A 12200-nucleotide genomic window follows, 5' to 3' on the forward strand; every position below is an offset into this window, starting at 1 on the left:
ACGGGAAATTCACGCTCGGCTGCGCGTTCCATGTTCGACCCGGCCATTGTCATGCCGGCGATCGCGGACTCGTTCAGGAAGCTCGACCCGCGCACGCAACTACGCAATCCGGTGATGTTCTGCGTGTATGTGGGCAGTATCCTGACCTCGGTCCTTTGGGTGGCCGCTTTGTCGGGCCAGGCCGAGGCGCCCGCGGGTTTCATCCTCGCGGTGTCGCTGTGGCTGTGGTTCACGGTGCTGTTCGCGAACTTCGCCGAAGCGCTGGCTGAAGGCCGTTCGAAGGCGCAGGCCGCATCGCTGCGCAGCGCGAAGCGCGACGTCATGGCGAAGAAGCTGGACAAGCCCGATCACAAGGGTGCAATCCAGATCACGACCGCGACAGAACTGCGCAAGGGCGATGTCGTACTGGTGGAGACGGGCGACGTGATCCCTGCCGACGGTGAAGTGGTGGATGGCGTTGCTTCTGTCGACGAGTCCGCCATTACCGGCGAATCGGCGCCCGTTATCCGCGAGTCGGGCGGCGACTTCACGGCAGTGACGGGCGGTACGCGCGTGTTGTCGGACTGGATCGTGGTGCGAGTGACGGTCAATCCGGGGGAGGCGTTCCTTGACCGCATGATCGCGATGGTCGAAGGCGCGAAGCGCCAGAAGACGCCCAACGAAATCGCGTTGACGATCCTGCTGGTCGCGTTGAGCCTCGTGCTGCTGTTTGCGACCGCGACGCTGCTGCCGTTCTCGATGTTCTCGGTCGGCGCCATGAAAGCGGGACACGTGGTGACGATTACTGCGCTTGCCGCGCTGCTCGTGTGCCTGATACCGACGACCATCGGCGGGTTGCTTTCTGCCATTGGCGTGGCTGGCATGAGCCGCATGATGCAGGCGAACGTGATCGCAACGTCCGGACGTGCCGTGGAAGCCGCCGGTGACGTGGACGTGCTGTTGCTCGACAAGACCGGCACGATCACGCTGGGCAATCGTCAGGCATCGAGTTTCGTCCCGGCCCCCGGTCTCTCCGAACAGGACCTGGCCGATGCCGCACAACTTGCATCGCTTGCCGACGAAACGCCGGAGGGCCGCAGCATCGTGGTGCTCGCCAAACAGCGTTTCAACATCCGTCAGCGCGAGATGGCAACGCTGCACGCGACCTTCCTGAACTTCACCGCGCAGACGCGCATGAGTGGTGTCGACCTGCCGGATCGCGAGATTCGCAAGGGGGCAGCCGAAGCGGTCAAGACTTACGTGGAGCGTAATGGCGGCCGCTATCCGCAGGAAGTATCGAATGCGGTCGATGAAATTGCGCGCCGCGGCAGCACGCCGCTGGTCGTCGCCGAACGCAGCGACAACGGCGCGCGTGTCCTTGGTGTGATCGAACTGAAGGACATCGTCAAGGGCGGCATCAAGGAGCGTTTTGCCGAACTGCGCAAGATGGGGATCAAGACCGTGATGGTGACGGGCGACAACCGCCTGACGGCCGCCGCTATTGCAGCGGAAGCGGGCGTGGACGACTTCCTGGCAGAAGCGACGCCGGAAGCCAAGCTCGCCACTATCCGCAGCTACCAGGCCGAAGGCCGTCTTGTCGCGATGACCGGCGACGGCACCAACGACGCACCGGCGCTTGCCCAGGCCGACGTTGCCGTGGCGATGAACACCGGCACTCAGGCGGCGAAGGAAGCCGGGAACATGGTCGATCTCGACTCGAACCCGACCAAGCTGATCGAGATCGTGGAGATCGGCAAGCAGATGCTGATGACGCGCGGCTCACTCACCACGTTCTCGATTGCGAACGACGTGGCCAAGTACTTTGCCATCATCCCGGCTGCGTTTGCGTCCACGTACCCGCAATTGCGCGTGCTCGACGTGATGCATCTGAGCTCGCCGTCGTCGGCGATCCTGTCGGCAGTGATCTTCAACGCGCTGATCATCGTGGTGCTGATTCCGCTCGCATTGAAGGGCGTGAAGTACCGGCCGCTCGGCGCAGCGTCGCTGTTGCGCCGCAACCTGCTCGTGTACGGCCTCGGCGGCATCTTGCTGCCGTTCCCGTTCATCAAGATCATCGACATGATTTTGACGGCGTTTGGCTGGGCCTGAACTTGCGGGTGAGCGGCCGGTTTTGCAATCGCTTGCTTCCGGCCGCACCGAACCTCGTATTTTTAACTGGATAGTTCATCATGAAAAACATCATTCGTCCTGTGATCGTGTTGTTCGCGGCGTTGACCATTGTGACCGGGCTCGTATATCCGGTCGTGGTCACCGCCGTGGCTCACGCTGCGTTTCCGGGTCAGTCGAACGGCAGTGTGATCGAGAAGAACGGCAAACCGATCGGCTCCGAACTCATCGGCCAGCAGTTCGATGCACCCGGTTATTTCTGGGGCCGTCTCTCGGCGACATCGCCGAATCCGTATAACCCGACTGCATCGGGCGGCTCGAATCTCGGCCCGACCAATCCCGCGCTTGCCGATGAAGTCAAAGGCCGCATCAGCGCGTTGCACGATGCCGATCCCGCCAATACGGCCCCGGTTCCCGTCGATCTCGTGACCTCGTCGGGCAGCGGTCTCGATCCCGAGATCAGCCCCGCTGCGGCCGCATACCAGATCGACCGCGTCGCGAAGGCGCGCAAGCTCTCGCATAACGATGTCGATGCACTCGTTCAACGCGCGACCAGCGGCCGTCAATTCGGGATCCTCGGCGAAGCGCGTGTGAACGTGTTGAAGCTGAACCTCGCGCTTGACGAACTGAAGCCCGCAAGCTGATGGACCGTCCCGACCCCGACGAGCTGCTCGACAAGATCCAGCGCGACGAAGAGAAGAAACAGCGCGGCAGGCTGAAGATTTTCTTCGGTGCATCGGCTGGTGTCGGGAAGACCTATGCGATGTTGCAGGCCGGGCGCCGGCGCCGCGACGAAGGTATCGATACCGTTGTCGGTATTGTGGAGACGCATGGCAGGAAGGAGACGCTCGCGCTCGTCGAGGGGCTCGAAGCCGTACCGCTGACCACGTATGAATATCGTGGACATCAGTTGCCCGAGTTCGACCTCGACGGCGCGCTCGCAAGAAAGCCGCAACTGATTCTCGTCGATGAACTCGCGCACTCGAATGTGCAGGGCGCGCGGCATCTGAAGCGCTGGCAGGATGTGTACGAGCTGCTCGATGCCGGCATCGACGTGTACACCACGGTCAACGTGCAGCACCTGGAAAGTCTCAACGATATCGTCGGGCAGATCACCGGCATTCGCGTGTGGGAGACCGTGCCGGATCGCGTATTCGATCTCGCCGATGAAGTTACGCTAGTCGACTTGCCGGCCGAAGAGCTGCTCGACCGGTTGAGGGACGGCAAGGTGTACTTGCCGCAACAAGCCGCCAATGCGGTCAAGAACTTTTTCCGCAAGGGCAATCTGATTGCGCTACGCGAACTCGCGCTGCGGCGTACCGCGGACCGGGTGGACGCGCAGATGCGCGAGTACCGCGCGGATCAATCGATCAGCCGGATCTGGCAGGCGCGCGAGCGGTTGATCGCGTGCATTGGTCCGGGTCCCGAAAGCGCCGCGCTGGTCCGCTCTGCCGCGCGCCTGGCCGCAAGCCTGAAGGCCGACTGGCTTGCTGTATATGTCGAGACGCCCAAGCTTCAACGTCTGCCCGACGTATGGCGCAAGCGTACGCTCGACGCACTCAAGCTCGCGTCCGAACTGGGCGCCGAAACGGTCACGCTCGACGGCACGGATGCGGCCGCGACGCTGGTTGCGTACGCGCGCATGCGCAATGTATCGAAGATCGTGGCAGGCGCCTCCGATGCCCCTACATGGCGGCGCGTCTTCGATCAGCCCGTTGCGGAATCGATTGTCCGGTTCGCCAACGATATCGATGTGACCCTGGTCGGCGCGGGCGCGGCGAAACAAGCGAGCGAGCAGGGTGAGCGCATGCCGAGGTTCTCGGGCGTCTTGAACGAAGACCGCTCGCCGCCCAATGCGTATTTCCATACGGTTGCAGTCGGAGTCGGTATTACAGCGGTGGCACGGCTGTTGTCGCATCACATCGATCTGACGAACCTTGTGATGTTGTATCTGCTCGGTGTGGTCTATGCCGCTGTTCGGCTGGGGCGCGGCCCGGGTGTGCTGCTCTCGTTCCTGAGCGTCGCCGCATTCGATTTCTTTTTTGTTCCGCCGGAGATGTCTTTCGCGGTATCGGACACGCAGTATTTGCTGACGTTCTTTGTGATGCTGCTCACATCACTGACAATCAGCCAACTCACGTCTAACCTGCGCCGTCAGGCGCGGGTTGCGTCATTACGCGAGCGCCGCACCGGCGCCATGTATGCGATGACGCGCGAACTTGGCGGCGCGTTGATGACGGAGCAGATCATCGAAATAGGATCGCGGCATGTGGGCGAGATTTTCCAGGCCAAGGTCGCGGTCCTTCTCCCGGACAGCACGGAGAAGGTCCGGCAGAAGATGGATGATCCCGACCCGCAAGTGACGCTCGATGCGTCCGGGCTCGACCTGGACATTGCGCAATGGGTGTACGACCAGCAGAAGCCGGCAGGACGCGGCACGGATACGTTGCCTGCAAGCCATGCGCTGTATCTGCCGCTGAAGGCGCCAATGCGTACGCGTGGCGTCCTCGCGCTGATCACCGCAAACCCGGAAGAACTCGCGGTGCCCGAGCAGCAACGCATGATCGATACCTTCGCTTCGCAAATCGCGCTGGCGCTGGAACGCGTGCATTACGTCGAGATCGCGCAGGACGCATTGGTGAACATGGAGTCGGAGCGCATGCGCAACTCGCTTTTGTCGGCCATCTCGCACGATTTGCGCACGCCGCTTACTTCGATTGTCGGCTTTGCATCCATGCTTGAAGAACAGCGCCGCGCGCCCGATGCCGCCTCCGACAACTCCCGCGAGCTGGTTCATGCAATCCATGAAGAGGCGCTGCGCATGAGCGGGCTTGTGACCAACCTGCTGGATATGGCGCGCCTGCAGGCGGGAAGCATACGGCTCAATCGCCAGTGGCTCATGCTCGAAGAAGTGGTCGGTGCAGCGCTCGCGGTGTGCCGCCGAACGCTTGCGGGACATCCTGTGCAAGTGGGTGTGCCCGCGGATCTTCCGCTGATACAACTCGACGCGGTTCTGATGGAACGCCTGCTTGCAAACCTGTTCGAGAACGCGGCCAAATACACGCCGACCGGAGCGGGCCTCTTCATCAAGGCGGCGGTCGAAGACCATGACGGCGAGCGCTTCGTGAGGGTGTGCGTGGATGACGACGGACCCGGCTTGCCCTCGGGCATCCAGCCCATTCTCTTCGATAAATTCACGCGCGGCGAAAAGGAGTCGGCCAAGCCGGGAATCGGTCTGGGTCTCGCGATTTGCCGCGCGATAGTCGAAGCGCATGGAGGAAAGATCGGCGCTGAAAACCGCCGGGGCGCTGACGGACACGTGCTGGGTGCGCGTTTCTGGTTCACGTTGCCGGCAAGCGGAACGCCGCCCTTCGAAGCCCTTCCCGATGAAAGCAGTGCCGAGCCGCCAGATGTTGCATCGAACGCGGACCGCCCATGAGCGAGCCCACGTTGACCGTCGTCGTGATCGAGGACGACAAGCAGATTCGCCGGTTCGTACGCACGACGCTGGAAGCGCAAGGCATGAATGTGTTCGAAGCGGAAACCGGGCAGCAGGGCTTGCGAGAAGCGGCCTTTCGTTTGCCGGACCTGATCGTGGTCGATCTGGGTTTGCCGGATACTGATGGCATCGATGTCATTCGGGAGTTACGCACTTGGACCGAGCAACCTGTGATCGTGCTGTCGGCGCGAACCCATGAGGACGCAAAGGTCGCGGCGCTCGACGCCGGCGCGGACGATTACCTCACGAAACCCTTTGGCGTGTCCGAGCTTCTTGCGCGCATCCGCGCGCAGTTGCGGCGGCGAAATCGTGGTGGCCAGCAGGAAACGCCGCAGGTGCGCTTTGGCACGGTCACGGTGGATCTGTCGGAAAGACGGGTCACGCGCGATGGTGCGCAGATACATCTCACGCCCATCGAATATCGGTTGTTGACAACGCTGGCCCGCCACGCCGGCCGCGTGATTACGCATCAGCAGTTGCTGCGGGAAGTGTGGGGACCTGCATATGTGGAGAACCAGCATTACCTGCGCGTTTATATGGGGCATCTCAGGCACAAGCTGGAAGCCGATCCCACGCAACCCCTGCATATCTTGACCGAGACCGGCGTTGGCTACAGGCTGGCAGGGACGCAATAGTGAATCGCTGACTTTGACGCGTTATTGATAGCGGATGCCACACTTTTATCCTGATCGATACGTCAAGCAGCGTAGCCTTCGCGAACTCTCATCGCTTGACTCCGCAATGCATTCACTTCGAGCACTGAAAGCGCGCGCCAAAGCCTAGGCGCAGCGCGTGGCTTTTCATATGCGTCAGTTCTCGGCGAGCCTGCATGCGTCGAGGGATGAGTCGACCAAGGCGCCTTGAGATGATCTTTACGCACAGGGGCGTGGATTTTCCAAAGTATTGATGTCGCGCCTGCTTTAATTGAATTGCATCAAGCCGTTTGCCCCCGGGCCTAAGCCCGCTGCAAATGAATACACCAGAACAACCAAGAGTGCACAACCGTGTTGAAGCTTCATACCGCGATGCGTATCAGGGGAACGGCCAAGGTCATTTGTGTGGCGATCGTCGCAAACCAGGTGATGACCTCCGCATTTGCTTATGTCGTAAGCCAGCTCGACCCGAACACGCCGACCTTCGTCACGACTATTTTCAGCTTCGTTACTTGTGGGCTGGTGAGCATGTGGCTGCAGGGCGATGCCCGGCGCGCATATTTACGCGCTCGGGAGCAAGGATGCATTACGCCGGTCAGCAAGACTAATCCGGCGCTCAAGATCTCGCCGGACTGCCCCAAGCCCTGGCTAGTGATTCTGCATATAGAAATGAATCCGGCAGCAGTAGGTTTGTAGATTGCCTGCTTAGGCGTCGGTTTACTTGTTGCTCCCCGCGCCTGTTCCGTACAACCCATTGTTAAACCCGCCGGCGCCTTCGGTCTTATGTTGCTTGCCCGCAGTCATGCCTCGCGCGTTGCCGGTAGCGTCCTTCGATTGCGGCTTGAGCGACTCGTGTACGGTGGATGTGGACGCGTCAGGCGAGGTTCCGGCCGCCGATGTCCGGTTATCCTGTGACGAGCTTCCGTTTCCTTGCGAAATCTGCGCAAGGCTGTACGTGCTGACATCCGCTCGCTCATGCGAGGGCGCACGATATTGGCATCGGATAATCCTCCACATTCTTCCGCCAGTGCTCGCGCGTGCGCTTCGTATGCGGCTTCGAGAGAGGGAGGGAGACCGTTTACTTGGAAAAACGCCGATTTTCGGGAAAACCCTCCCGTGTAATTCCCATCGGACGGGAATCGTATTTTTGAAACGTGGGAATTATCTGGCATTCTGAATTCCGTCGCCATTTCGCTTTCAACCTCTTATGGACACGGAAAATACCGTCACCGGTGCAGAACGCGTTCTGCTGGTTTTGTCGGCGCTTGCCAGCCATGGGAAGGCAATGTCCGTCAAAGATTTGCTGGGGGTGACGGGACTCGCGCAAAGCACCCTGTACCGGCAGATTGCGTTGCTCAAGCGCTGGGGGTTCGTCTCGGAGAATGCGGGGTATTACGCACCCGGTCCCATCAGTCTGCAGCTCGCGCTCGGCTTCGACGGCAATTCGCTGCTGGTCGAGGCCAGCCGCAACGAGATGCAGCAGCTCGCGCGCTTTTCACAGGAGAGCATTGGCCTTGTCGTCGCGGTGAACAACCAGGTGATGTGCCTTGAGATGATCGACAGCCGGCACTCGCTGCGGTGCTCATTTGAAAAGGGCCGGGCCGTGGCGTTGAAGGCGGGTGCATCGGCGAAATCATTGCTGGCCTTCATGCCCGAGCGAGCGCGCACGGATGCCCTCGACAGCATGTTTCACGACGACATTGCCGACCGCGCCACGATAGAAGCCGAACTGGAGCAGATTCGCACGCAGGGGTTTGCCGTCAGCGACAGCGAGGTCGATCCGGGCGTGTGGGGCGTGAGCGTGCCGATCTATCATCGCGCGGGGCGTGCGGCCAGCAGCAGCGCGTCAATCACGCTGATGGCGCCGTCCACGCGCGCGGCCGGCCGCGAAAGGCAATTCATTGACGCGACGCTGCGATCCGCCCGCGCAATTTCCGAACACATGCAAACCGACTAATCCGCTAGAGCCACGCTGGTCCAAACCTTGAAGGAGTTTCCAAATGAAGCTAAACCGATTGCTCGCCCTCACGTGCCTCACGCTGGCCACCACTTTTGCGGCGCTGCCGGGCATCGCCTCAGCGCAAGTTCCGGCTGTGCTGCGGGTCGCCACGGATGCCACGTTCCCGCCAATGGAATTCAGCCAGGACGGCGCACGCGCCGGTTTCGATATCGATGTAATGAATGCGCTCGCCAAGACGATGGGAACACGCGTCGAATGGACTGACATCGACTTCAAAGGCTTGATTCCGGGTTTGATTGCACATCGCTTCGATGCCGCCATCTCCGCCATCTACATCACTGACGAACGCAGCAAGGTGGTTGATTTCGTCGAACCATACTATGCAGGTGGACTCGTGGCGCTGGTGAAGAGCACTTCGCCGATCAAGACGATGGCCGACCTGAATGGCAAGAAAGTCTCGGTGCAAGTCGGCACGAAGTCGGTCAACTTCCTGCGTGACAACTACCCGCAAATCACGCGTGTCGAAGTTGAAAAGAACCAGGAAATGTTCGATCTGGTCGGCATTGGCCGGGCCGACGGCGCAGTAACCGGCAAGCCGGCTGCATTGCAACTGGCCAAGACACGCCCCGGCTTCCGGGTGCTCGACAAGCAGTTGACGACCGAGGAATACGGTATTGCCGTGCGCAAGGACGAGCCGGAATTGAAGACCGCATTCAACGCCGCGCTGGGGAAGATCAAGGCGGACGGCACCTATGCGGCAATCGTCAAGAAATGGTTCGGCGCTGCTGCTCAATAACCCGCGAGTCATAGACATGGAACTCGATTTTTCGCCGGTCATTGCCGGCTGGGCAGACATCGTGCACGGGACGGTGACGACGGTGGAAGTGACAGCAGCCGCGCTCGCGCTGAGTTGCGTGCTTGGGCTGCTCATCGGCATCGGGCGGCTCACGCCGCAACGCCGGATCGTGTACGGTTTCTGCACCGCTTATCTGACGTTTTTCCGCGGCACGCCCTTGCTCGTGCAACTGTTCTTGCTGTTTTTTGGTTTGCCGCAATTCAACATCCTGCTGCCGGCGTTCTTGTGCGGGGTATTGGGTCTCGGACTTTATTCGGCAGCCTATGTGTCCGAGATCGTGCGCGGGGCGATCCAGTCGGTCGACCGCGGGCAAATGGAGGCAGCCCGGTCAATCGGCATGTCCTCGGGACAGGCGATGCGTGCAATCATTCTTCCCCAAGCGGTTGTGCGGATGATCCCGCCACTGGGTAATGAATTCATCGCCTTGATCAAGAATTCGGCGCTCGTGTCATTGCTGACCATTGACGATCTGATGCACGAAGGACAGAAGATCATTAGTGTGTCGTACCGTTCACTCGAAGTGTATCTGGCCATTGCGCTGGTTTATCTCGTGTTGACGCAGGCGACGAATTACGCGCTTCACCGGGTCGAGCATCGGCTGCGCGCAGGAGGAATGGTGCAATGAACAACACGTCCCAACCTATCGTTCAGATTCGCGGGCTGACCAAATCGTTTGGCTCGCACGTTGTGCTCAACGGTATCGACTTCGACATTCAGCCGCAGCAAGTGGTCGTTGTCATCGGACCCAGCGGTTCGGGAAAAAGTACGTTTCTGCGCTGCTGTAACGGTCTGGAACAAGCCGAAGGTGGCACCATCGATATCTGTGGTCATCGTCTGGTCGATCAGGGCGTCATGCTGAAAGAGCATTCACTTAACGAATTGCGTACCGAAGTTGGCATGGTGTTCCAGTCTTTCAATCTGTTTCCGCATCTGTCGGTACTGCATAACATTACCGTTGGTACCCGGATGCTGCGCGGCGCGAGCAAGGCTGACGCCGAAGCGGCTGCGCTCGCGCTGCTTGAGAAGGTCGGTCTCGCACACAAGGCGCACGTGATGCCTGCTAGTCTCTCGGGCGGTCAGAAGCAGCGTGTCGCGATAGCCCGCGCACTGGCCATGCAGCCGCGCGTCATGCTGTTCGACGAACCGACTTCCGCGCTCGATCCCGAACTCGTCGGCGAGGTGCTGCAGGTCATGAAGCTGCTCGCCAGCGAAGGCATGACCATGGTGGTCGTCACACACGAAATGAACTTTGCGAAAGAAGTTGCTGACACTGTGGTGGTGATGGACGGCGGGGTGATCGTCGAGGCGGGGCCGCCTTCGGAGATATTTTCGGCGCCGTCGCAACCCCGCACTCGTGCGTTTTTACAAGCGGTGTTGTCACGCGCATGAGCATTCCGTTCGACGAGAAAGTATGGATTGGCCGTATCGACGACGAACCTGGTGATACGCGACGAGTCTTCAATCTGATCACGCGTTTCGGCGGCGAGTCGCTGGCGAAAAACACACCGGTGATCATTGGCTTCGGTTCGGATGAAGGTGTCCTGCGGAACCAGGGGCGCACTGGCGCCGCGCACGCGCCAAAGGAATTGCGGCGAGGGCTGGCCGGTTTGCCTGCGAAGGCGATCGAGACAATATGCGATGCGGGCGATGTAGTTTGCGACGACGGCGACCTGGAGGGCGCGCAGGCAGAACTGGGTCGCGTGGTGAACAAGGTGCTGGCGTGCGGCGGCACTCCGCTGGTTTTGGGAGGTGGCCACGAGGTGGCGTGGGGCACCTATAGCGGTTTGCGAGCGCACTTGGGCAACACGCGCGCGCGCCGGCTCGTGATCGTGAACTTCGACGCGCACTTCGATCTCCGCCAGACGCGGCCTGGCAATTCGGGGACGCCGTTCGATCAGATTGCCTGCGACTGCGCCGCACGGGGACTGGCGTTCAACTATGTATGCTTCGGCATCAGTGATCTTGCCAACACCGCTGCATTATTCGAGCGTGCGCGGCAACTCGACGTGCAGTACGTACTCGACATCGACATGCAGGAATCGCAACTGCCACAACGGCTGAGCCAACTGGAACAGTTGCTCGGCGCGGCCGATGACGTCTATCTGACCATCGATCTGGACGTGCTGCCGGGTTCGACGGCGCCTGGCGTGTCTGCGCCGGCAGTGTTGGGCGTACCGTTGTCGGTGGTCGAGGCTATGGTGCAGCGGGTCCGTGCATCAGGCAAACTGCGGGCGGCGGATATCGCCGAATACAATCCGTCGCTGGACCAGGACAAGCGGACGGCGCGCGCGGCGGCGCGACTGGCTTACCGGTTGCTTTGATCAATCCGGGAAGACGAAAGTCAAACCGCATCGACCTGTGAAAGCGCAGCGATAAGGTCTCCGAACCGTTCGCCCTGGACCACGATATGTCCGCGCAACGCGGCGGCGGCCGCTTCGCCGTCGCCTTTCGCGAGGGCATCCACTACGGCCTCGTGTTCGCTGAAGGAAGCGCCCATGCGACCCTTCACTCTGAGTTGCAAGCGCCTGTACGGCCTGAGCAGCTTGTGAAGAGCTTTCGCCTGGTCGTGCAAGAAGCCGTTGTGACTTCCCTGGTAGATGAGGCAGTGGAAGCGCTCGTTCAAATGATAATAATCGTCGGGGTCATCCGAGTCGCGTGCCTGCTCGCAGGCAAGATGCGCCGACCGTAGTTCGGCTAGCTGCGCTGCGTTCATGCGCCGCGCCGCTAGCCGGCCGCACATTGCTTCGAGTTCTGCCATCACCTCGAACATCTCGATCAGTCGATGCAAGCTGATCTTAGCCACGACCGCGCCGTGCCGCGGCCGCATCTCGACCATCCCCGCCGACGCGAGCTGCAGCAGCGCTTCCCGCACGGGAGTCCGCGACACCTGGAAACGAGCCGTCAGTTCAGCTTCATCGAGCGGTGCTCCGGGTGGCAGCGCGCCCGTCGCAATGTCTTCCTCAATCGATTCCCTTAGCTGGTCCGCGCGAGTGAGCTTGTTCGTCATGATCGACCTTTACGGTTGCATGTTGGGCAGACGGTACGCGTAAACGATAGTTGAGAATGCAGGGGTGTGGCTTATAAATACACAGACGCTCCGTAAATATTTTAAAACGTCACCTACAG

General features: G+C 60.7%; 12 protein-coding genes. 10 read left to right on the top strand and 2 right to left on the bottom strand.

Translation table 11 applies throughout. The features are described 5' to 3' along the window. The first annotated feature begins 30 nt into the window (after nucleotides 1–30). From kdpB to AXG89_RS37855, 5 genes are all read left to right on the top strand, one after another. On the top strand, nucleotides 31–2088 hold the full coding sequence (gene kdpB, locus AXG89_RS37835; RefSeq protein ID WP_075360251.1) for a potassium-transporting ATPase subunit KdpB: 2058 nt from the start codon (nucleotides 31–33) through the stop codon (nucleotides 2086–2088). A gap of 80 nt (nucleotides 2089–2168) precedes the next feature. Beyond that, a complete protein-coding gene (gene kdpC / locus AXG89_RS37840) occupies nucleotides 2169–2750 on the top strand; it encodes a potassium-transporting ATPase subunit KdpC (protein WP_062002240.1) in 582 nt (193 codons plus the stop codon). Then, a complete protein-coding gene (locus AXG89_RS37845; protein WP_075360252.1) occupies nucleotides 2750–5545 on the top strand; it encodes a sensor histidine kinase in 2796 nt (931 codons plus the stop codon). The genes kdpC and AXG89_RS37845 overlap by 1 nt, the downstream gene beginning before the upstream one ends. Further along, nucleotides 5542–6240 carry a two-component system response regulator KdpE gene (kdpE, locus tag AXG89_RS37850; protein WP_075360253.1) on the top strand — a complete coding sequence of 233 codons (699 nt, stop codon included), beginning with the start codon at nucleotides 5542–5544 and terminating at the stop codon, nucleotides 6238–6240. The genes AXG89_RS37845 and kdpE overlap by 4 nt, the downstream gene beginning before the upstream one ends. Nucleotides 6241–6609: 369 nt before the next feature. Continuing rightward, the gene (locus tag AXG89_RS37855) at nucleotides 6610–6954 is read left to right on the top strand and encodes a hypothetical protein (RefSeq protein ID WP_231941475.1); all 345 of its coding nucleotides are present in this window, start codon (nucleotides 6610–6612) and stop codon (nucleotides 6952–6954) included. A 21-nt stretch (nucleotides 6955–6975) separates the two neighbouring features. Here the strand turns inward: AXG89_RS37855 and AXG89_RS37860 are convergent, their stop codons facing one another. Then, nucleotides 6976–7275 (bottom strand): beta-xylosidase, encoded by a 300-nt coding sequence (locus AXG89_RS37860; RefSeq protein WP_075360254.1) that lies wholly within the window; start codon nucleotides 7273–7275, stop codon nucleotides 6976–6978. A gap of 190 nt (nucleotides 7276–7465) precedes the next feature. Between AXG89_RS37860 and AXG89_RS37865 the strand changes: the two genes are divergently transcribed. From AXG89_RS37865 to hutG, 5 genes are read left to right on the top strand one after another with little or no spacing between them, the layout of a single operon-like run. Continuing rightward, entirely contained in the window at nucleotides 7466–8215 is a 750-nt protein-coding gene (locus AXG89_RS37865) for an IclR family transcriptional regulator (RefSeq protein ID WP_075360255.1), read from the top strand. 43 nt (nucleotides 8216–8258) lie between these two features. Then, nucleotides 8259–9014 (top strand): transporter substrate-binding domain-containing protein, encoded by a 756-nt coding sequence (locus AXG89_RS37870; protein ID WP_075360256.1) that lies wholly within the window; start codon nucleotides 8259–8261, stop codon nucleotides 9012–9014. A 16-nt stretch (nucleotides 9015–9030) separates the two neighbouring features. Next, complete coding sequence (locus AXG89_RS37875; protein ID WP_062002228.1) at nucleotides 9031–9699, top strand: amino acid ABC transporter permease; 669 nt, start codon at nucleotides 9031–9033, stop codon at nucleotides 9697–9699. Then, entirely contained in the window at nucleotides 9696–10463 is a 768-nt protein-coding gene (locus tag AXG89_RS37880; protein ID WP_075360257.1) for an amino acid ABC transporter ATP-binding protein, read from the top strand. Before AXG89_RS37875 ends, AXG89_RS37880 begins: the two co-directional genes overlap by 4 nt. Beyond that, nucleotides 10460–11395, top strand: coding sequence for a formimidoylglutamase (hutG, locus tag AXG89_RS37885; RefSeq protein ID WP_075360258.1), 936 nt, complete (start codon nucleotides 10460–10462; stop codon nucleotides 11393–11395). The genes AXG89_RS37880 and hutG overlap by 4 nt, the downstream gene beginning before the upstream one ends. A gap of 20 nt (nucleotides 11396–11415) precedes the next feature. Here hutG and AXG89_RS37890 read toward each other — a convergent pair whose 3' ends face one another. Then, nucleotides 11416–12081, bottom strand: coding sequence for a GntR family transcriptional regulator (locus AXG89_RS37890; protein WP_062002225.1), 666 nt, complete (start codon nucleotides 12079–12081; stop codon nucleotides 11416–11418). Nucleotides 12082–12200 lie beyond the last annotated feature (119 nt).

The sequence above is a fragment of the Burkholderia sp. PAMC 26561 genome (genome assembly GCF_001557535.2).
GTDB lineage: Bacteria > Pseudomonadota > Gammaproteobacteria > Burkholderiales > Burkholderiaceae > Caballeronia.